The 20144-nt window shown below is 40.4% G+C and carries 20 protein-coding genes; 9 read left to right on the top strand and 11 right to left on the bottom strand.

All coding sequences use genetic code 11. The features are described 5' to 3' along the window. Nucleotides 1–389 precede the first annotated feature (389 nt). Nucleotides 390–1421, bottom strand: coding sequence for a Glu/Leu/Phe/Val dehydrogenase dimerization domain-containing protein (locus SJ2017_RS11640; RefSeq protein ID WP_080915868.1), 1032 nt, complete (start codon nucleotides 1419–1421; stop codon nucleotides 390–392). A gap of 264 nt (nucleotides 1422–1685) precedes the next feature. Here SJ2017_RS11640 and SJ2017_RS11635 point away from each other — a divergent pair, with 264 nt between their 5' ends. Then, nucleotides 1686–2132, top strand: coding sequence for a DUF4826 family protein (locus SJ2017_RS11635; RefSeq protein WP_055023219.1), 447 nt, complete (start codon nucleotides 1686–1688; stop codon nucleotides 2130–2132). Between the two features lie 96 nt (nucleotides 2133–2228). Here the strand turns inward: SJ2017_RS11635 and hisIE are convergent, their stop codons facing one another. The 8 genes from hisIE to hisG are packed head-to-tail and all read right to left on the bottom strand — an operon-like array spanning nucleotide 2229 to nucleotide 9467. Further along, the gene (hisIE, locus tag SJ2017_RS11630; RefSeq protein ID WP_055023218.1) at nucleotides 2229–2858 is read right to left on the bottom strand and encodes a bifunctional phosphoribosyl-AMP cyclohydrolase/phosphoribosyl-ATP diphosphatase HisIE; all 630 of its coding nucleotides are present in this window, start codon (nucleotides 2856–2858) and stop codon (nucleotides 2229–2231) included. 36 nt (nucleotides 2859–2894) lie between these two features. Then, nucleotides 2895–3668: an imidazole glycerol phosphate synthase subunit HisF gene (gene hisF / locus SJ2017_RS11625; protein ID WP_055023217.1), complete on the bottom strand. Its 774-nt coding sequence runs from the start codon at nucleotides 3666–3668 to the stop codon at nucleotides 2895–2897. Then, nucleotides 3650–4387 (bottom strand): 1-(5-phosphoribosyl)-5-[(5-phosphoribosylamino)methylideneamino]imidazole-4-carboxamide isomerase, encoded by a 738-nt coding sequence (gene hisA, locus SJ2017_RS11620; RefSeq protein WP_055023216.1) that lies wholly within the window; start codon nucleotides 4385–4387, stop codon nucleotides 3650–3652. The genes hisF and hisA overlap by 19 nt, the downstream gene beginning before the upstream one ends. Beyond that, nucleotides 4384–5010, bottom strand: coding sequence for an imidazole glycerol phosphate synthase subunit HisH (gene hisH, locus SJ2017_RS11615; RefSeq protein WP_080915867.1), 627 nt, complete (start codon nucleotides 5008–5010; stop codon nucleotides 4384–4386). The genes hisA and hisH overlap by 4 nt, the downstream gene beginning before the upstream one ends. A 12-nt stretch (nucleotides 5011–5022) precedes the next feature. Continuing rightward, the gene (hisB, locus tag SJ2017_RS11610; RefSeq protein ID WP_080915866.1) at nucleotides 5023–6090 is read right to left on the bottom strand and encodes a bifunctional histidinol-phosphatase/imidazoleglycerol-phosphate dehydratase HisB; all 1068 of its coding nucleotides are present in this window, start codon (nucleotides 6088–6090) and stop codon (nucleotides 5023–5025) included. A gap of 47 nt (nucleotides 6091–6137) precedes the next feature. Further along, complete coding sequence (gene hisC / locus SJ2017_RS11605; protein ID WP_080915865.1) at nucleotides 6138–7220, bottom strand: histidinol-phosphate transaminase; 1083 nt, start codon at nucleotides 7218–7220, stop codon at nucleotides 6138–6140. Nucleotides 7221–7233: 13 nt separating this feature from the next. Continuing rightward, complete coding sequence (hisD, locus tag SJ2017_RS11600; protein WP_080917467.1) at nucleotides 7234–8520, bottom strand: histidinol dehydrogenase; 1287 nt, start codon at nucleotides 8518–8520, stop codon at nucleotides 7234–7236. A 47-nt stretch (nucleotides 8521–8567) separates the two neighbouring features. Next, nucleotides 8568–9467, bottom strand: coding sequence for an ATP phosphoribosyltransferase (gene hisG, locus SJ2017_RS11595; RefSeq protein ID WP_055023212.1), 900 nt, complete (start codon nucleotides 9465–9467; stop codon nucleotides 8568–8570). Between the two features lie 542 nt (nucleotides 9468–10009). On the opposite strand from hisG, the gene SJ2017_RS11590 reads away from it, so the two are divergent. From SJ2017_RS11590 to rnd, 8 genes are all read left to right on the top strand, one after another. Further along, complete coding sequence (locus tag SJ2017_RS11590; protein WP_244899679.1) at nucleotides 10010–11935, top strand: DNA repair helicase YoaA; 1926 nt, start codon at nucleotides 10010–10012, stop codon at nucleotides 11933–11935. Between the two features lie 53 nt (nucleotides 11936–11988). Then, entirely contained in the window at nucleotides 11989–12696 is a 708-nt protein-coding gene (tsaB, locus tag SJ2017_RS11585) for a tRNA (adenosine(37)-N6)-threonylcarbamoyltransferase complex dimerization subunit type 1 TsaB (protein ID WP_080915863.1), read from the top strand. A gap of 126 nt (nucleotides 12697–12822) precedes the next feature. Next, a complete protein-coding gene (locus SJ2017_RS11580; protein WP_156003249.1) occupies nucleotides 12823–13254 on the top strand; it encodes a hypothetical protein in 432 nt (143 codons plus the stop codon). Then, nucleotides 13247–13933, top strand: coding sequence for a M50 family metallopeptidase (locus SJ2017_RS11575; RefSeq protein WP_080915861.1), 687 nt, complete (start codon nucleotides 13247–13249; stop codon nucleotides 13931–13933). The genes SJ2017_RS11580 and SJ2017_RS11575 overlap by 8 nt, the downstream gene beginning before the upstream one ends. 70 nt (nucleotides 13934–14003) lie before the next feature. Continuing rightward, nucleotides 14004–14879 carry a class I SAM-dependent methyltransferase gene (locus SJ2017_RS11570; RefSeq protein WP_080915860.1) on the top strand — a complete coding sequence of 292 codons (876 nt, stop codon included), beginning with the start codon at nucleotides 14004–14006 and terminating at the stop codon, nucleotides 14877–14879. A gap of 26 nt (nucleotides 14880–14905) precedes the next feature. Next, nucleotides 14906–15823 (top strand): alpha/beta fold hydrolase, encoded by a 918-nt coding sequence (locus SJ2017_RS11565; protein ID WP_080915859.1) that lies wholly within the window; start codon nucleotides 14906–14908, stop codon nucleotides 15821–15823. 233 nt (nucleotides 15824–16056) lie between these two features. Further along, a complete protein-coding gene (gene fadD / locus SJ2017_RS11560; protein ID WP_080915858.1) occupies nucleotides 16057–17730 on the top strand; it encodes a long-chain-fatty-acid--CoA ligase FadD in 1674 nt (557 codons plus the stop codon). A gap of 80 nt (nucleotides 17731–17810) precedes the next feature. Next, a complete protein-coding gene (gene rnd, locus SJ2017_RS11555; RefSeq protein WP_080915857.1) occupies nucleotides 17811–18923 on the top strand; it encodes a ribonuclease D in 1113 nt (370 codons plus the stop codon). A gap of 126 nt (nucleotides 18924–19049) precedes the next feature. Here rnd and minE read toward each other — a convergent pair whose 3' ends face one another. Then, nucleotides 19050–19310 (bottom strand): cell division topological specificity factor MinE, encoded by a 261-nt coding sequence (minE, locus tag SJ2017_RS11550; protein ID WP_055023203.1) that lies wholly within the window; start codon nucleotides 19308–19310, stop codon nucleotides 19050–19052. Between the two features lie 2 nt (nucleotides 19311–19312). Further along, nucleotides 19313–20122 carry a septum site-determining protein MinD gene (minD, locus tag SJ2017_RS11545; RefSeq protein ID WP_055023202.1) on the bottom strand — a complete coding sequence of 270 codons (810 nt, stop codon included), beginning with the start codon at nucleotides 20120–20122 and terminating at the stop codon, nucleotides 19313–19315. Between the last annotated feature and the right edge of the window lie 22 nt (nucleotides 20123–20144).

The raw sequence follows: 20144 nt of genomic DNA, 5'->3' as shown, positions 1-20144 counted from the left end.
ACTAGCATAGGAGAGGTTTTTGAACTCAAGATGACGCCAATATGTCAAAGGGATGACAATTTACAGTGAACGGAGACGAGTTAAATGAGTGCTAGGCTAAGCAAGGCAATGTTATTTTGGATAAGATTTAGTAAGGCTCTAAGAGACAATAAGATCCAAAATTTGGTCATTGGCAGTAAACGAATATAGGAAAACTAATATAAGTATCTAATATAAAAAACTAATATAAGAAACTAATATAAGAAACTAATATAAGAAGCTAAAGCAAAGTTAACGCTGGATTACTAGCGATTCAATTCCAATAAAAAAGGAGCCTGATGGCTCCCTTTAGTGAGGTCATAACCGTAACTCATTTTATAAAAAATAGGCTTATAAAATGAGAGCGTTGATTATTTAGCGGCGTTAATGATCTCACGCGCCATTTCGTCAGCAACATCACCGGTGGTGCGGTTGTCTTTTTCGGCTTGCTCGAAGATTTTGATTAACGTGTTATAGATTTTTTCGACTTTGGCAGTGGCTTTAGCTACATCATAGTCACTTTCGAAAGAAACATTGATGATACCGCCAGCATTGATGACATAATCAGGCGCATACAAAATGCCTAGCTCTTTTAATACTTCACCGTGACGAACTTCAGCTAACTGGTTATTTGCACAACCCGCAACAATTGTTGCTTTAAGCAATGGGATCGTCGTGTCGTTGATCGTTGCGCCAAGTGCACATGGTGCGTAAACATCAACATCTTGGGTATAGATATCTTGTGGTGCAACAACTGTAGCGCCAAATTCCGTGGCCACACGGTCTAAAGAAGCTTGGTGGATGTCAGTCACGATCAGTTCAGCGCCATCTTCATGAAGGTGCTTACATAAGTAATAACCAACATGTCCAACGCCTTGAACCGAAATTTTTAAGCCTTTTAAGCTATCTAGACCACGCTGATGTTTTACCGCGGCTTTAATACCTAAATACGTTCCTAAAGCAGTGAATGGAGATGGATCGCCACTTTTTCCCTCAAGACCAGCCATATAGGGTGTTTCTTCATGAGCAATCATAATATCAGCTGTGGTAGTACCCACATCTTCAGCAGAGTAGTACTTACCACCTAAAGTGTGAATAAAACGACCAAATGAGCGGAATAAGGCTTCACGATCGGTAGTTTTAGGGTCTGCGATGATAACTGACTTGCCGCCACCCATTGTTAAACCAGCAAGTGCGTTTTTATAAGTCATTCCACGGGATAGACGCAACACGTCATTGATTGCCTCGTCGTCTGAGTCATAATTCCACATACGACAACCGCCCACTGCAGGGCCTAGGTTAGTATTATGGATAGCGATAATTGCTTTTAAGCCACTTTCTTTGTCGTGACAAAATACGACTTGTTCGTGGTCATCAAACGATACATGATTAAATAGAGCCACTTGTGATCTCCGCTGTGCGATTAAATAGTCGTCAGAATAAAAGTGAATAACGACTGCTTGTTATTATTTATTGCAGAACGATAGCATTTAGCGATACTCTCAACAAAGTTAGATTCATATAATTTTGTGATCTACGTGGCAATTTAGCTTGCCACTTTACGTAAACGTAAACTTTTTTTGCGTTTCGTTGCATTTGTCACACAAATTGATATAAAGATGTAAGTGTTATGATGACGACATATAACAATAAAATAGGAAGAAAGAATGACTGAATCAGTGGCTGAGCCTAAAACAGAACAACAAGATCCAGAAGTATTAAGACAACAATGGGTCCAAGCACAATTTCAAAAAGCCAATCGATTCCTTGCCGAAAAAGGCGTTATCCCGTCAAAAGTCCTTGCTGATGAAAGCCGCTATTTAGTGCCATATTTAGCAATTTGGAAAATGGAATCGAAACAACCTACCAAGCAAACTTTTTGGGTAATGTCAGGCGATTTACCTTCTGACTATGTCGATGTAAAAGTTGCTGGTACTGCGCGTGAGGCGATTCGTCACTTTTCAATGATGTGGCAAATTAAAGCTGAAAACTTACATAAGTCTGGCGCAACTCGCGATGAGACCCAACTTAAATTTGCTAACTTATTGGTGTCTCGCGCTGAGAGCCTATATAACATGCAAAATGATGAAAAGCTTTGGCAAGACCAAGCGTAATCAAATAGATATCAGTTTTTGTAAAAAATTAAAGGCACCGAGTAGGTGCCTTTTTTATTGGATGCAATGTGCTTACATGGCCGGTTTAGATTAACGCTATTGACTGTTTAAATGACGTTGCATTAGGTTTTGATTAACGTCAGCCATAGATAATTGTTGATCTTCAAGTAGCACAATTAAGTGATACATAAGATCCGAAGCTTCATTAATTAACTCTTCTTTATCATGTGTTGCAGCAGCAAGCGCCGTTTCTAATCCTTCTTCGCCAACTTTTTGTGCAATTCTTTTTGTACCACGTTCAAAAAGCGATGCCGTGTAGCTTGAATCTGCGCTTTGGCCTTTTCGAGAAATGATCACATTGGTGAGGTTGTCAATGAAGCTGTGAGCATTGCCGTTAGGCCAGCAGCTTTCAGTTCCTGTGTGGCAGGTAGGGCCATTTGGAATAACCTGAACCAGTAAACTGTCATTGTCACAGTCTTTATCAATGGCAACTAAATCTAATGTGTTGCCTGACGTTTCACCTTTAGTCCATAGGCGTTGTTTTGAGCGACTGAAAAAAGTTACTTTGCCTGTTTCTAAGGTATGTTCTAATGCCGCTTTATTCATATAACCCAGCATAAGCACCTTACCGGTTAAGTGGTTTTGAACCACGGCTGGTAATAAATCGTTTTGTTTATCCCATGCTAGTGCTGAGGTATCAAATGTCACAGTTGCAGATAATGTCATAATTCAGTTTCACTTCTTATTCAGTTTCTTTGCCTGTTAAATACGAATCGCAATGTTTTCATTGGCTAAATATTGCTTTAATTCAGCGATATCGATAATTCCCTTATGAAACACACTGGCTGCTAGGGCAGCATCAACATTCGCTTGCTGAAACACTTCCTTGAAATGTGCCATTGTGCCAGCGCCGCCAGAAGCAATTAATGGGACATCACAAATTGCTCTTACCATGCTGAGCTGTTTAATATCATAACCGCCTCTCACGCCATCTTGGTTCATGACGTTCAGTACAATTTCGCCACAACCTCTAGTTTGAACTTCTTCAACCCAATCTTGAGTAAACCATTGCGTATCTTTAGTTGCAGCTTCGTCACCAGTAAATTGCTTTACTTTGTAGCTATCTGATTCGTCATCATAGAATGAGTCAATACCAATCACGATGCATTGGCGGCCAAATTCATCCTGTAATCGTGAAATCAAACTCGGGTCGCTGAGTGCTGGTGAGTTAATTGAAATTTTATCGGCACCGTAAGCTAACATTTGTCGTGCTTGTTCGATGGTTTTAATTCCACCAGCGACGCAAAAAGGAATATCGATTTGCGCTGCGACTCGACTTACCCAAGACTTATCAATCACTCTATCATGGGCACTGGCGGTAATATCATAAAAGACTAACTCATCAGCACCTTCGGCCGCATATCTTGCTGCTAATGGTTCAATATCACCAATGATTTCATGGTTACGAAATTGAACCCCTTTTACGACTTGTCCATCACGAACATCGAGGCAGGGGACTAGGCGTTTGGCCAACATGTGATTGCCTCCTCAACGGTAAAATTATTTATCAGTAATGCTTTACCAATGATAATACCATTGGCGTTACTGTCTCTTACCGCCGCTACATCATCAAGGCTTGCTATACCGCCAGAGGCTTGCCAAGTAATGTTTGGGTATTTACTTGCAAGCTCAGCATAAAGAACTGTATTAGCGCCTTGTAAAGTGCCATCACGGCTAATATCGGTGACCAATGCATGTTTAAGTCCAACGGTGCTGTATTCTGACACTAATGATTCTAACGACTTACCACCACCAGTTTGCCAGCCTGACACTGCGACAATTTTTTCGCCTTGCTCGTTAATATTGACATCTAACGCTAAACAAATGGCATCACTGCCGTATTTTACAAACCAGCTTTTGACCAATTCGGGTTCTTTGACTGCTAATGAACCAATGACGACACGTTTAACGCCACTATCTAATAACTCTTTTACTTGCTGTTCACTACGGATCCCGCCGCCGACTTGGATATCGGTGTTTAAGCCTGCAACCAATTGTGAAATCAATGCTATTTGGCGCTTTTCGGGATCCTTAGCACCTGTTAAATCTACGATATGAAGTAGCTTAGCTCCTTGGGATTCATAAGACTGAAGTTGAGCTAATGGACTTAAATCAAAAGTCGTTTTTTGTTGGTAGTCGCCTTGATATAAACGCACCACTTGGCCGTCGATTAAATCAATTGCTGGAATGATCATGTTTGGTTCCCCATATTTAGGAAATTTTGTAATATCTGCGAGCCTATTGCTGCACTTTTTTCTGGGTGAAATTGCACACCAAAAAAGTTATCTTTTGCGATGGCGGCACTAAATGCTTCACCGTATTGTGATGATGCGATGGTGTGCTGACTGAGTGGCGCCTTAAAGCTATGGACAAAATACACATAACTACCGTCTTCAACCCCTTTAAACAACGGATGGTCAGATACTGTTATTTGGTTCCAGCCCATGTGTGGTAATGGCAAGCCTTGGCTGTCTAATTCATTAATTTGAGTAGGAATTAATCCCAAGCAGGTTATGTCTTGTTCTGTGCGCCCACCGTGCTCATTGGATTTCTCCGTGAGCATTTGCATCCCTAAACATACCCCCATGACAGGTTGGGTTAGGTTGTTAATAATGGACACTAGATCGCGGCTCACAAGCGCATCCATCGCCGCGCCAGCAGTGCCGACACCAGGCAAAACGACTCTTGCGGCGGACTTAATCACTTGATGGTCAGCAGATACAATGACATCAGCGTTTAGACGCTCAAATGCAAATCGTACCGAGCTTAGGTTTGCACAGCCAGTATCAAGAATGACGGTTGTGTTGTTATCTGACATGAATTGCGCTCCTTACAGTACACCTTTACTTGAAGGCAGCAAATCACCTTCGACTTTTACTGCTTGGCGTAACGTGCGGCCTAAAACTTTGAATAGCGCTTCAACTTTGTGGTGATCATTATCGCCATCGGTGCTGATGTGTAATGTACAACGCAGGCCATCGGCAAATGAGCGGAAAAAGTGTGGCACCATTTCAGTGGCCATTTCACCGACCATTTCACGATCGAACTGAGCATTGAATTTAATAAATGGACGACCAGAAATATCCATTAAACACTCTCCATTTGCTTCATCCATAGGCAGACTGAAGCCGAAACGGGCAATACCACGTTTATCGCCTAGTGCTTGGCGTAATGCGTCGCCTATGGCTAAGGCGGTATCTTCAACGCTGTGGTGATCGTCTATTTCTAAATCGCCATCAACAGTCACATCCATTCTGAAATTTCCGTGAGTTTGAATTTGATCTAGCATGTGGTCAAAAAAGCCAATACCTGTATCAATTTTGCCTTTGCTAGTATCATCAAGGTTAATATTAACTTTAATATCCGTCTCTTTTGTTGTGCGAACAACTTCACTGATACGGCCTTGATTTAAGATTGCATCTGTAATGGCAGCCCAATCGAGTGTTTCACGTTGATATTGAAAACTACGGATCCCCATAGCACTTGCAAGTTCTACATCAGTATAACGATCGCCAATAACCGCCGAGGTCATAAAATCGACTTTACCTTGTGTTAAGTACTCTTTGACCAAGCCTAATTTAGGCTTACGACAACTGCAATTATCAGCGTCAAAGTGTGGGCAAATGACGACATCATCAAATTTGACACCTTGGCTTTCAAAGATTTGCATCATCATATTGTGCGGTGCGTCAAAGTCTGCTTGTGGGAATGAATCTGTGCCTAAACCATCTTGGTTGGACACCATCACTAAACGGTAACCCGCTTTTTGTAGTTTCAGTAAAGAAGGAATGACTTGTGGTTCAAACACTAGCTTATCAAGTCTATCTAACTGCTTATCAATTGCTGGTTCCTCAACTAAGGTGCCATCTCTGTCGATAAATAAAATGTTTTGTTTCATCTCTTTTCCTTCAAAATATTTTTATTCTTTAAATTGGGTAATATCTATCAAACGGGTGAGTTCAGGCTGTTGATTGCATCGATAAGCCTGTCTGTGTCAGATGCATGGCTAAAACTAAATCGAATTCGACTTTGTAAACGTGGGTCTTTATAAGCCCGTGCAACTATCCCTGCTTGCTGCAAAGCGTTACTGACCGTATCAGGTTGAGTAAACTCAGCTAATACAAAATTGCCGTGGGCAGGTAATACTTTAGCGCCAGCTTGTTGCAGCGCATTGGATAATCGCTGCCCTTGAGTGCTGAGCTGTGCAACTTGCTGCTGCATTAACTCAATACCCGTTATCGACAGTGCTTGTTGCGCTAATTCTGCAACGGGAAGAGGCACTGGGTAAGGCGCAATAACCCGCATAATTAAACTGATAATATCGCTGTTAGCCATTAAAAAACCGCAGCGAGCTCCTGCTAATGCAAATGCTTTTGAAAGGGTTCTTAACACGACCAGGTTAGGATACTGAGTCACTAAGTCAGCCACTGAGTATTGCGGAGAAAACTCAATATATGCTTCATCAACCACCACAATGGCATTTGGCATAGTTTCAACGGCCGCTGTAATATCCTGCTTTTGAATAATCGTGCCAGTTGGATTATTGGGGTTGCAAATAAAGACGACTTTTGCGCCATCAATTTGCGATGCATAATTTTCTGGGAGTTGATAGCTATCAGTTAGGTTTAAATTGTTGACACCTACATTGTATGTTTGTGCGCTGATCGCATACATACCGTAAGTCGGACCAAAGCAAGCTATTTTATCAACGCCTGGGGTGCAGAAGGTTCTAATAAGTAGCTCAATCCCCTCATCAGCTCCACGAGTTGAAACGATATTTTCAACAGGCACCTTAGCATATTGACTGTAAGCATTAATTAATGGCTCAGGCTGACATTCAGGGTAACGATTTAATGTATCTAAATCGCTATTATTAAAAGGCGACTCATTGGCGTTTATCCAAATATCGCCGCGACCACCAATGCGTCTCGCACTTTCATAGGGAACAAGGCTTAACAGCTCTGGTCTAGCTAACGATTCTGCTAACGTTAGCGAAGATTTTGATGAGGATTCACTGTTATTTGTCATCTATCTTTACTCTTTATAAGCTATTTAAGCGAATGGCTACGGCATTTTTATGAGCATCAAGTAACTCATTTTCTGCTAGTACCATGACTGTTTCGCCAAGACCTTGTAAGCCTTGTGGAGTTAATTCTTGTACGGTAAATCGGCGAGAAAAATCAGCTAATGACAAACTAGAAACGCTGCGACTATATCCGTAAGTTGGTAATACATGGTTGGTTCCACTCGCGTAATCGCCAACTGATTCTGGCGTATATGCCCCTAGAAAAACACTACCTGCGGCTCGAATATTGGTTAATACATCACGAGGTTTTTCAGATTGTATGATTAAGTGCTCAGGACCATAAAGGTTAGATACCATGGCTGCTTGAGCCATATCATCAACAATGATAGACCGGCTGCAACTGAGTGCTTGTGCGGCTATATCTTGTCGAGATAAGACGTTAAGTTGTTTACTGAGCTCTCGGTTGACTTCATTAGCCACTGATTCAGAATCTGTGACTAACATAACCTGTGAATCAGGCCCGTGTTCTGCTTGGGATAACAAATCAGCCGCGATGAAGGCTGGATTTGCGAGTTCGTCTGCAATGACAAGCACTTCCGATGGGCCAGCTGGCATATCAATTGCGACGCTGCAGCGGCCATCTTGTGAAACTAAACGTTTAGCTTCAGTGACAAAGCGATTACCGGGGCCGAAGATTTTATCAACACTTGGCACCGATTCTGTACCAAAGGCGAGGGCAGCGATAGCCTGTGCACCACCAACCTGATAAATTTCTGTGATGCCACAGACCTTTGCTGCATAAACAATCGCGTCATTAATTGGTGGAGGACTGACTAAAACACGTTGCTCACAGCCTGCAATTTTAGCTGGTAAAGCCAGCATCATTACCGTTGAAATTAGCGGCGCACTGCCGCCAGGTATGTATAAACCGACTTTCTGAATTGGCTCAGAGCGAAGCTCACAGCGAACACCGGGTTGCGTTTCTACATCAATTGCTTGGAATGTTTGTGCTTGGTGAAACGTTTCAATATTATTCACTGCATTAGCAACAGCAGACTTAACCTCTTCAGATACTCTGGTACAAGCTAGTGAGATATCATCATCAGACATAGCAATGGAATCGATACTAACCCCATCGAATTGCTGACTATATTTGACTAAAGCGCTGTCACCATCAGCCACAACGGTGTTGATGATGTCTCTAACTGAACGCTCAACACTATTGTCACCAACTAATGGCGAGCGATTTAGCGCAGTTTTTTGCTTTGTTGAACTTAATTCATTCCAATCTAGAATTTGCATTGTTTGCTGTGTTTGCATGTGCAGCTCCACTACGACAAATGTGTTAGTTAACCGGCCATTTTTTCGATAGGCATAACAAGGATTGAACTCGCACCCAGTGCGGTTAACTCTTCCATTGTGTCCCAGAATAAATCTTCAGTGCTAACGGCATGGATTGCGACCCGATCAGTATCATCATTGAGTGGTAATACGGTTGGGTTTTCAGCACCCGGTAATAGTGCAACGATTTGATCAAGAGTTTCTCTCGGTGCGTGCAGTAGAATGTACTTGCTTTCACGAGCACGTACGACGCCGTTCATGCGCGAAAGGATTTTATCGATGAGTGCTTGTTTTGCTGGTACTTGCTCCTCAGCTGATTGAATAATGCATGCCATTGATTGATAGATGATATCTGTTTCGTATAAACCATTCGCTTCAAGAGTTGCACCTGTTGAAACTAAATCACAGATACCGTCAGCTAATCCTGCACGTGGGGCAACTTCAACCGAACCTTTTAACATACAGTCGCTATAGTTAATGCCTTTTTGTTGCATGTAACGACGTAGAAGGTTTGGATAAGAAGTCGCAATACGTAAACCTTCTAGTGAGCTTGCATCTTCATAGCTAAATTCATTTGGAACAGCGAGTGAAAGGCGACATGCTCCGAAATCTAATTCACGTAATTTTACACAGTCAGCTGGCTTACCAAGTGTTTGACGTTCTATTTGTTCTTCTTCAAGAACATTCTCGCCAATAATACCTAAATCAACGACACCATCCATAACCAAGCCAGGGATATCATCATCACGTACACGCAGTAAATCGATAGGCATGTTGTCAGCGTGTACAATTAAACGTTGTTCGTTTACGTTGAACTTTACGCCACAACTTTTAAGTAATTTCTGTGATTCTTTTGAAAGGCGACCTGATTTTTGAATTGCAATACGCAGTCTGTTATTTTCGCTCATGATGTAATTCCTATTAAATTTGATATAAAAACAATTATTTAAAGCCTAAAACTAAAAAACCCCTGAAATTTCTTTCAGGGGTTTGTGTATGTTTTTACAACCGCCTGAAGGAAATAGTCCTCCGGCAGTAAGCATCCGAAGGCTACCGCAAATGGTGATGATGATGGTTTGTATTGATTCGGATGAACATAATAAATTCTCTATTAAATTAGCTTGTGTAATTTCATTACAAACAATCTAACCCCTTTTAATTTTGTTTGCAATACAGAATAAACACTATTTGCATTTTTTTGCTAAATAAAAAATATATCTTATATCAGTATGATTTTTAGGCTTATTTTTACTCTGTTTGTATATACAGGTAAGGTGTTTAATTCTGATAAATCAATATTTATTGTCGCAATCATCAATGAAAAGCTTTAACTCAAAGAAACTTTATTTCATTGTTTACTGTTGTAAATCATTGGATAATGAAAAGCTTGATAGATGGCCGAGTACGGTTATTTGTTTTTTCCACTAAAAAGGCAAGATTAAGCATCATAGTGAGCAGCAAATTACACAAAGAAGTCGACTTGGCTTTTTCTCCTCAGGGCGCTTTAGCAAAAAGTGTTCATCAATATCGTCCAAGGCAAAGTCAGTATGACATGGCTTTGGCTGTGACGAGTGCCATCAGTGAAAAACACAATTTAATTTTAGAAGCAGGTACAGGTGTAGGTAAAACGTTTGCTTATCTGATCCCTGCATTATTAAGTGGCAAGCAAGTCATCATTAGTACAGGGAGTAAAAACCTGCAAGAACAGCTTTTCTTCAAAGACTTACCACTATTATTAACCATGTTTTCTGTCGCGCCCAAAACGGCGCTACTAAAAGGTCGCAGTAATTACTTATGTCAACTTAGGTTGGAAAAGAACTTACAAAAAATAAGTCAAATGTCACCGCAAGTGGTTGATGAGCTGATCAAGATAAATCAATGGGCTAGTATGACCAAAGATGGTGATATTGGTAACTTAACCTCAGTAGCAGAACATTCGGCCACCATTGCCACAGTCACCAGCACCAAAGAAAGCTGCACTGGTAAAAAGTGCAGTTATTACGATGCCTGTTTTAGTCGTAAAGCCAAGATTAAAGCGCAAGATGCGAAAATTGTTGTGGTTAATCATCATTTATTCTTTGCCGACCGATTACTAAAAGACACAGGATTTGCAGAATTATTACCAGAAGCCGATGTCGTCGTTTTTGATGAAGCTCACTTGGTTCCTGATGTTTGCATTAACTATTTTGGTCAACAAATTGCGACGCGTGATATCGACAGAGTGCTAAATCAAATTATTGATGTGTATCGAACAGAGCTAAGAGACAGCATTCAATTGGATCAGCTGAGTCAACGACTATTAGTGAAGTTATCTCGTTGGCAAAATGCATTGCTTGAGGAGGATGTCACAGATTGGCGCCACGTTATTTCAAATAAAGATTTAGCCACACAATCTTGGGATTTATTGAATGAACTGACGACGTTGCTTGCTGTGACTACAGAACATGTTGGCCGCAGTGAAACGTTAGATAATGTAGTAGGTCAACTCTCTTCAATCGTTGCACAGCTTCAACTGTACTTTGAATGTAATGATCAAAATGCCGCTTACAGTGTTGAACCTAGTGGTCGATTTACTATGTTAAGAATTGCACCGATTAATATCGCAAAGCAATGTCAGCAATTGTTTGATAAACAAACTCAATGGATTTTTACCTCGGCGACGTTACAAGTGAACCGACAGCTTAAACATTTTGCTGACGAGTTGGGGTTGGGTAAAGCAAAGCAAATTATCTTAGATAGTCCGTTTGATTATCCAAACCAAGCATTATTTTGTGTGCCAAGACATCTTGCTAAGTCTGGTCAAACTGAAGCTAATGTTAATCAACTCGTAGATGTCTGTACTCAAGCAATTAATGCAGCTCAAGGACGGACTTTTATTTTATTCACCAGTCATCATATGCTGCAGCAAGTTGCGAGAATGCTTCAACGTAAAGTGAATTATCCTTTGTTGATACAAGGACAGGCGAGTAAGCAAAGCTTGTTAAATAAATTTCGCCAACTCGGTAATGGTGTATTGCTGGGGACAAGTAGCTTTTGGGAAGGTATTGATGTGAGAGGGCGGTTACTTAGCTGCGTAATCATCGACAAATTGCCTTTTGTTTCTCCTGATGACACGTTATATCGCGCTAGAGCGGCAAACGCTGAGAGAAGTCATAACGATCCTTTTACGTCTATATCATTACCTCAAGCCGTTATTAGCTTAAAGCAAGGTGTAGGTCGTCTTATTAGGGACGAGAAAGACAGAGGGGTATTAATACTGTGTGACAACCGTATTGTAAATAGACCCTATGGCGAAGCATTCATCAATTCATTACCGCCAATGAGCAGGACTCGTGATTTAGATACTGCGTTACGCTTTTTAAAAAGTATCCCATAAGTTATTATAGCGACCATTATTTACCGAATTACTCTAGGGTTAACACGTCTTACATGGCTCACATTGATTCAGATTTAACAATACTTGCATTAGATACTTGCACAGAATCTTGCTCGGCAGCGCTGTTGCATAACCAAGATTTACATTGTCGTTCAGCAAACGCACCAAGAGAACATAGCCAGCGTTTATTGCCAATGGTTGATGAAGTATTGAAAGAAGCAAATATTAAGATTGCAGATGTAAACTTGATTGCATATGGGCGTGGGCCAGGTAGTTTTACTGGAATTCGAATCTGTACAAGTATGACTCAAGGCTTAGCACTAGGACATGATATACCTGTTATCGGTATTTCTACTTTGGCAGCAATGGCACAAATGGTTATTGACACTGACAGTGCTAAACAAGTATTTGTAGCCATTGATGCAAGAATGAATGAAATATACTGGGGACAGTTTACTAATTCAGATGGTATTGCAACGTTAGTTGGCGAAGAACATGTATCTACTCCAGAGCAAGTAAATATACTGTTAGATACTGAGCAAACGATCACACTGTGTGGCACTGGGTTTGATGCATATCCTGATTTATTGTCAAATCTTGATTCTACACAAATGAGTGATATTAAATTACCCGATGCCAAAGCGATGTTAACACTTGCGCAATTGGGATATAAGCAAGGTTTATCGACTCCTGTGGATGAGCTTGCTCCCGTGTATTTGTGTGATACGGTGACTTGGAAAAAATTACCAGGGCGCGAATAATAGGTTAGCTTTATTTGATTGATGAGTTTATGTTTAACTCTTGGCTTATTATTAGCTAAGTATAGGTTTAATATTAGCTTTCTAATAATGTAGTTAAGCATGTGTTTAGTTAAATAGGAGGACAATTTGCTTCATACAATGCAATCATCAATTCAGCCTTTGTCTTCTTATAATCCATTTACATTAAGAACTGACACAAACAAGATTGCTGATAATAATAGTCAAAATAACCAAGCGGTAAGTAATCAACAATCGACAGTTGATAGGTTAACTCGTTCTCGCCAAGTCTCTGAAGTGAATCATACTTCTGCGACAAAACAAGAAACCTTGACCAAGGCAGCTGAACCGACTAATGCGCACGTTGCCTTTGTTGAGCAATCTGATATTAACGATGCCGTCGATGCAAAACTGCAGTACGACAAGCAAACGCATTTTAACGCATCACAGCAACAGCATGTTCAAGGAAGTGGAGGTGCGATTAAAGAATACTTATTAAACCAACATGCTGCTCAACGAGAGCAAATTCAACAAATGGTGGGTATTGATTTATATGCATGATCCTAAGCCTGCTCGCTTATCCGCTATTCCTTCTAAAGGGCTTTTCTTTTTTGAACTACTGATTGCTTTTCTGATTACTAAACTGCCTATTATCAGTATTCCTTTTAAATGGTTTGAAAGCTATTTTCATGAGATTTCCCACGGATTAGCGGCTATAGCCAGTGGTGGCATTGTCACTCAAATTCAACTATTTCCTAATGGTGCGGGCTTATGTTTTACCCAAGGGGGCTTTGCACCTTTCATCACTTTTAGTGGCTATTTCGGTGCTGCGCTGTGGGGGTATATCATCTTCTTATTGGCGACTTGGCGAGCGGGCATTAAATTTACCTTAGGCATTCTTGGTACAACAGTCCTCGCATCATTAATTTTCTGGGCGAGAGATTTATTAACCATATTCATTTTAATTTCGTTAGCCGTTGTGTTTCTAATGCCGCTTAAATTTAATAATGTTGCCTGGCTTAACAGTTTGTTACGAACACTGGGCTTGATGATTGTGCTTAATGCTATGGCGAGCCCGACAATTCTTTTTGGTTTATCAACTCAAGGAGATGCGGCTAAGCTATCACAGTTAACATGGCTACCAGCTTGGCTTTGGGTAATAATCTGGTTAGTGTTTAGCTGCACTATGTTATGGATGTGTTGGCGAAGAGTAGACGACAAAAAGCCAGAAACAGTTTAGAGTGATCAACTTAGCAATTTTTGCCGTATCAGTTGCTGTTTTTTAAAACAATTTCTTCAGGGAGAAGACAATGAAACGTACGTTATTGTTAACCACAATGTTAGGTTTAAGTTCGATTGGTCTATCGACCATCAGTACAAATGTGGTTGCACATGAGCACGGTCATTCAACAAGTGACAAAGCACAAGCTGTTAAAGTTAACCCTCAACTCGCAGAAGCTGTAGCAAGTAGCTTCAGAAGCGAAAAAAATTCAGCCCGTGATGGATATCGTCATCCTGCTGAAACCTTAGCTTTTCTAGGTGTTCAAGCGGATGATACCGTTATTGAGCTTTGGCCTGGCGGCGGTTGGTATGCTGAAATCTTGGCACCTTACCTTGCAGAAAAAGGTCAGTACATCGGTGGTATTTTTGAAACCAATCCAAAAGAAGATACCAAGCGCACTCAATATTACGCTAAAGCAGGTAAAAAGTTTCAAAGCTGGTTAGCTGATAACAAAGACGCTGTAGGTAATGCTAAAACGGTGACTTTTCAGCCACCTGCATCTGTTGTTTTAGGTGAAGATAACAGTGCTGACTATGTATTAACATTCCGTAACTTACATAATTGGGCTGGCCAGAAACAACTTGAAAATGCTTTTACAGCTTCTTTTAATGTACTAAAAGATGGCGGTGTTTTTGGTGTGGTTGAACATCGTGCAAACCCTGGTATGTCATTTGATAGCGGCTATATGGATCAGGCTGAAATGATTGCACTGGCTGAAAAAGTAGGCTTTACATTAGCGGCGTCATCGGAAGTGAATGCCAACCCTAAGGATACAAAAGATTATCCAAAAGGTGTTTGGACATTACCGCCACGTTTAGCCCTTGAAGCTCAGGACAAAGACAAATATCTCGCGATTGGTGAAAGTGATCGTATGACTTTAAAATTTGTTAAAAAAGCGAAATAACCACGCTATAACTGATAAAGAAGACAATGATGAATGAGCCAATTGATGCGGCATTAGAATTTGAAGATGTCGATTTTCAATTGGCTCATATTCGTTTAGCAGCAAAGCGATATGGAAGTAGTAACAAACCCGTTTTACTGGCTTTACATGGTTGGTTAGATAATGCTGACAGCTTCGTACCGTTAGTTAATGCGCTATCTGAGCAGCAAGTACTTACAGATTATCAAATTATTGCCGTAGATTGGCCTGGTCATGGCTTATCTCAACATCGTCCAGGGCAATATCCTTTGCATTGGATTGATTACCTCTACGATTTGCACGAACTCGTTTTATTACTTAAGCAGGACCAGCCTGTAACCGTTATCGGACACTCTTTAGGTGGGATAGTTGCGGCAGCTTATAATGCGGCTTTCCCTGATAGCTTAAAGCAACTCATATTAATTGAAGCTTTATCGCCATTATTTGAAGATGTGTCGAAATCTAAAGCAAGAGTTAATCGAAGCTTTCAGCAGCATATCAGATTCAATCAAGCTGGGATTCAGGGGCAGAAACAACCTGAATCATCATCAAACTTAACGCTTGAGCGGGCCGTAAATGCCCGTCATAAGCTCACTGGTATGGATCCTAAGTGGTGTGAGTTAATTATAAAGCGAAATCTTGAAATCAAAGATCATCAATATTGTTGGAAAAGTGATCCTCGTTTGAAACTGGATTCTCCTTATAGATTAACCTTTGAACAGGTTGATGTTTTAATGAGCGTCAGTGATACCCCTTGTTTATTAATATTAGCCGAAGAGGGCTATAAACAGTTAAAATTGGCAATACCGCAAGCTAAGCTGTGGTTTACACAGCTTACGAATGTGCAGATTAAAGGCGATCACCATTTACATATGGGAAGCGCAGCACAAGTTGCTAACACGATTAGAACATTTATTCTAAATTAAGCTTTCTTTGTTTTAAAATCACTAGGATTTTTAATTTATTTATGTGATTATGGTCTGAATTAAAACGGTCGTATGATTTTTTGCGGCTCAAGAATAATAACTATCAATAACGTTTTTACTGCAACTCATAACAATAATAAAAATATCAGCTAGTTTTAAGTGCAGTGATCTTCGACCTTGTAAAAATTGAAGCCCGTCTTCTTAGCAATGGTCAGGATAAATAGGAGAATTTTGTGGACCAGCCTTGGATTAATAATTTACCAGAACACGTACCGGCAGAAATTGACTCAGCGCAATTTTCAACCCTTGTCGATATGTTTGAATCTGCGGTAGCTAAATATGCTGACCAACCTGCGTTTATCAATATGGGGGCGACACTGACTTATAGGAAGTTAGAAGAAAGAAGTCGTGCATTTGCAGCCTATTTACAAAATGAACTCAAGTTAGAAAAAGGCGACAGAGTCGCCTTGATGATGCCTAATTTACTGCAATACCCAATTGCATTATTTGGTGTATTACGTGCGGGCATGGTCGTGGTTAATGTTAACCCTCTATATACCCCAAGAGAATTAAAACATCAGTTAGTTGATTCTGGTGCTAAAGCCATTGTCGTTGTGTCGAATTTTGCACGTACATTGGAAGAAGTAGTTTCAGAAACGCCTGTAGAATCGGTGATCATCACTGGGTTAGGTGATCAACTGAGTGCACCCAAAAGAACCTTAGTCAACTTCGTGGTTAAGTACATCAAGAAGATGGTGCCTAAATACAACTTGCCCCATGCATTGTCTTTTAGGCAGTCTTTAAGTAAAGGCCGTCGTTTACAATACGTAAAACCTGAGATTTCACCAGAGGATTTGTCTTTCTTGCAATATACCGGTGGTACTACGGGTGTTTCAAAAGGCGCGATGTTGAGTCATAAAAACGTTGTGAGTAATGTTTTGCAAGCCAATGGTGCCTATTCGCCAGCTTTGAAAGATGGTACCGAATTTGTCGTTACTGCATTGCCGCTTTATCACATCTTCGCACTCACTGTTAACTGTTTGCTGTTTTTACATAAAGGCAGTAAAAACTTATTAATTACTAACCCTCGTGATTTACCAGCGTTCGTTGGCGAGTTAAAGAAGTATCCTTTTACAGCGCTGACAGGGGTTAACACGTTATTCAACGCCCTAGTTAATGATGAAGACTTTAATAGTCTTGATTTCAGCCGCTTAAAGCTTTCTATTGGCGGCGGAATGGCCGTACAAAAAGCCGTTGCTGACAAATGGCAAAGCATTACTAAGACACGATTACTTGAAGGTTATGGGTTAACTGAAGCATCGCCACTGGTAACGTGTTGTCCTTATAATCTTGATGGTTATAACGGATCAATTGGTTTCCCTGCGCCTTCAACTGACATACAAGTGCGTGATGATGAAGGTAATGTATTAGCCCAAGGTGAAACTGGTGAGCTATTTGCGAAAGGTCCGCAAGTCATGCAAGGCTACTGGCAGCGACCAGAAGAAACAGCAAAAGTCATCGACAAAGACGGTTGGCTAGCGACTGGTGATATTGGCTATATGGATGAAAAAGGATTCTTTTTCATTGTTGACCGTAAAAAAGACATGATTTTGGTATCAGGTTTTAATGTATTTCCAAATGAAGTTGAAGATGTCATTGCACTGCATCCTAAAGTCATTGAGGTTGCGGCTGTTGGTGTTCCAAATGAAGCCAGCGGTGAATTAGTTAAAGTATTTGTCGTCGCAAAAGATAACAGCTTAACTGATAGCGATATTATTAAACATTGTCGTCATCATTTAACAGGATATAAGGTACCAAAGCTGGTAGAATTCAGAGATGAGTTACCAAAATCCAATGTAGGTAAGATTTTACGACGAGAGCTTCGAGACGAAGTTAAATCAGCGTAAAGTAAAGCCGGCAGTTGCCGGCTTTTTAATGCATCCTATTTAGACCTTTCATTGGCGATAAGTTAATACTGGAGTGAATTTTGTTATCGTTCGAATACATTAGTGACCAAGCAAGTTTAGAAGCGTTAGTGGCACAATATCAACAAAGTGAATTACTGGTCTTAGACACTGAATTCGTAAGAACAAGAACCTACTACGCAAAGTTGGGTCTTATTCAAGCCTATGATGGCAAAACATTGGCGCTAATCGATCCCGTTGCTCTACCAGATTTATCGTGTTTTTGGGAGTTATTAACAAATACTTCAATTACTAAACTTGTGCATTCTTGTAGTGAAGATTTAGAAGTGTTCGCACGTTACGGACAATGCCAGCCAAGTCCTTTATTTGATAGCCAAATTGCCGCTAGCTTATGTGGTTTGGGACATGGGGTTGGTTACGCAAAATTGGTTAATATGTTTTTAGACATTGAGATTGATAAAGGCGAGTCACGAACTGATTGGATGAAACGTCCGTTAACCGATGCACAATTACAATATGCCGCGAATGACGTTTACTATTTATATAGCCTTTACCCACAATTACTTGAAAAGGTTAATCAAGCCAGCCGCATGGATTGGTTGCTGGAAGAGGGGGAGCGGATGACAGAAGGGCGTTTAACGCCGCCTGATGAAGAGTTTGCTTATTTAAAGGTGAAAAATGCGTTTCAGTTATTCCCAAAACAATTGGCTTACTTGAAAGTATTGGCCACTTGGCGTTTACAAAAAGCATTAAAGAAAGATTCTGCACTTGGCTTTATCATTAAAGATCATGCCTTAATCGCTTTAGCAAAAAAACAGCCGAAAACGGTAGTCGAGTTGAATCAATTAAATGACTTAACCGATCATGAAAAGCGTTTCCATGGTAAAGAGATCATCAAACTGCTTCAAACAGCAGATTTAGAAAATTTACCAGAAGCTGTGGACGTGATAGCCCTTAAAAATGGTTATAAAGCCTCATTTAAAGAAGTTAAAGTGATCCTCACGCAACTGGCTGAGCAACATGATGTCGCGATTGAGTTTATTGGCTCTAAACGTCTCATTCATGAATTTTTACTGTGGCTCTATCATAAAAAACAAACAGACACGCCATTATTATTAACCGGCTGGCGAGCGAGCATCATTAAAGATAGCCTAGAAGGAATAAAGTTTGGTTAACACGAAAGGAACTTTTATATAGTCAGCAAGGCTATTGAGTTAACGATATTAAAAAAGCCAAGATACGTGTTTATCTTGGCTTTTTTATAGTGAGGTTCAACTTAGTAAGCTATGACCTGAAAAACGTTATTTGCCATCAGGTAAAGTGACGTTTAACTCAAGTACCGACAGCTTGTCATCATTTTGGTCAAGCTGAACTGATACCTGATCCTCAGAGATATGAACGTACTTGCGGATAACTTCAATGATCTCTTGTTTCATTTTTGGGAAGTAATCAGGGGCATCACGTTCACCACGTTGATGTGCAACGATAATTTGCAGACGCTCTTTGGCTGTCACCGCTGTGTTGGTTTTTTTATTGCTTCTAAAATAATCAAGTATAGACATAGTTAGCTACCAAATATCCTTTTTAAGAATCCCTTTTTCTCTTCTGTCAGAAAACGAAATGGTACTTCATCACCAAGTAAACGCGCCACAGTGTCAGCGTACGCTAAACCTGCATCACTTTCTTCATCGTTAATGACTGGAATACCAGAGTTTGATGCTTTTAATACTGCTTGTGATTCAGGAATTACACCGACTAATTTAATGGCTAAAATTTCTGATACGTCTTCGACACTTAACATTTCACCTGTTTTAACTCTAGCAGGTGAATAGCGAGTTAATAATAAAAACTCTTGAATTGGTTCAAGATTTTGTTCTGCACGACGAGAGCGACTTTGTAACATACCAAGAATACGGTCTGAATCTCGTACAGAACTCACTTCTGGGTTAGTCGTTACAATAGCGATGTCTGCAAAATACAAGGCCATCATTGCACCTTGTTCAATACCCGCTGGTGAGTCACAAACAATATAGTCAAAGTCTTTGCTGAGTTCATCAAGCACTCCGCCTACACCTTCTTTAGTCAGTGCATCTTTATCACGGGTTTGTGACGCTGGTAAAATAAATAGCTTATCACAACGTTTATCTTTAATTAGTGCTTGATTGAGATTAGCTTCACCGTTGATAACGTTGACGAAGTCATAAACAACTCTGCGCTCACAACCCATAATTAAATCAAGATTACGTAAACCGATATCGAAATCGATAACAACAGTCTTTTTTCCTTTAAGTGCTAAACCTGTCGCAATAGCTGCACTCGAAGTTGTTTTACCTACGCCACCTTTACCTGATGTGACAACAATTATTTGTGCCATTTGTTATTATATCCTTTTATGT

It is taken from the genome of Shewanella japonica, assembly GCF_002075795.1.
Taxonomy (GTDB): Bacteria; Pseudomonadota; Gammaproteobacteria; order Enterobacterales; family Shewanellaceae; genus Shewanella; species Shewanella japonica.
The sequence above is the reverse complement of the archived record's forward strand: the minus strand, read 5'-3'. Positions and strand labels throughout refer to the sequence as shown.

Bases quoted from the DNA above. Each gene is read 5' to 3' on its own strand.
- hisB (WP_080915866.1), bottom strand. From the start codon at position 6,090: ATGAAACAAAACATTTTATTTATCGACAGAGATGGCACCTTAGTTGAG.
- minE (WP_055023203.1), bottom strand. From the start codon at position 19,310: ATGTCTATACTTGATTATTTTAGAAGCAATAAAAAAACCAACACAGCG.
- hisA (WP_055023216.1), bottom strand. From the start codon at position 4,387: ATGATCATTCCAGCAATTGATTTAATCGACGGCCAAGTGGTGCGTTTA.
- hisH (WP_080915867.1), bottom strand. From the start codon at position 5,010: ATGTCAGATAACAACACAACCGTCATTCTTGATACTGGCTGTGCAAAC.
- SJ2017_RS11565 (WP_080915859.1), top strand. From the start codon at position 14,906: ATGATGAATGAGCCAATTGATGCGGCATTAGAATTTGAAGATGTCGAT.
- hisD (WP_080917467.1), bottom strand. From the start codon at position 8,520: ATGCAAATTCTAGATTGGAATGAATTAAGTTCAACAAAGCAAAAAACT.
- tsaB (WP_080915863.1), top strand. From the start codon at position 11,989: ATGGCTCACATTGATTCAGATTTAACAATACTTGCATTAGATACTTGC.
- hisC (WP_080915865.1), bottom strand. From the start codon at position 7,220: ATGACAAATAACAGTGAATCCTCATCAAAATCTTCGCTAACGTTAGCA.
- hisF (WP_055023217.1), bottom strand. From the start codon at position 3,668: ATGTTGGCCAAACGCCTAGTCCCCTGCCTCGATGTTCGTGATGGACAA.
- hisG (WP_055023212.1), bottom strand. From the start codon at position 9,467: ATGAGCGAAAATAACAGACTGCGTATTGCAATTCAAAAATCAGGTCGC.
- SJ2017_RS11635 (WP_055023219.1), top strand. From the start codon at position 1,686: ATGACTGAATCAGTGGCTGAGCCTAAAACAGAACAACAAGATCCAGAA.
- SJ2017_RS11575 (WP_080915861.1), top strand. From the start codon at position 13,247: ATGCATGATCCTAAGCCTGCTCGCTTATCCGCTATTCCTTCTAAAGGG.
- SJ2017_RS11570 (WP_080915860.1), top strand. From the start codon at position 14,004: ATGAAACGTACGTTATTGTTAACCACAATGTTAGGTTTAAGTTCGATT.
- minD (WP_055023202.1), bottom strand. From the start codon at position 20,122: ATGGCACAAATAATTGTTGTCACATCAGGTAAAGGTGGCGTAGGTAAA.
- hisIE (WP_055023218.1), bottom strand. From the start codon at position 2,858: ATGACATTATCTGCAACTGTGACATTTGATACCTCAGCACTAGCATGG.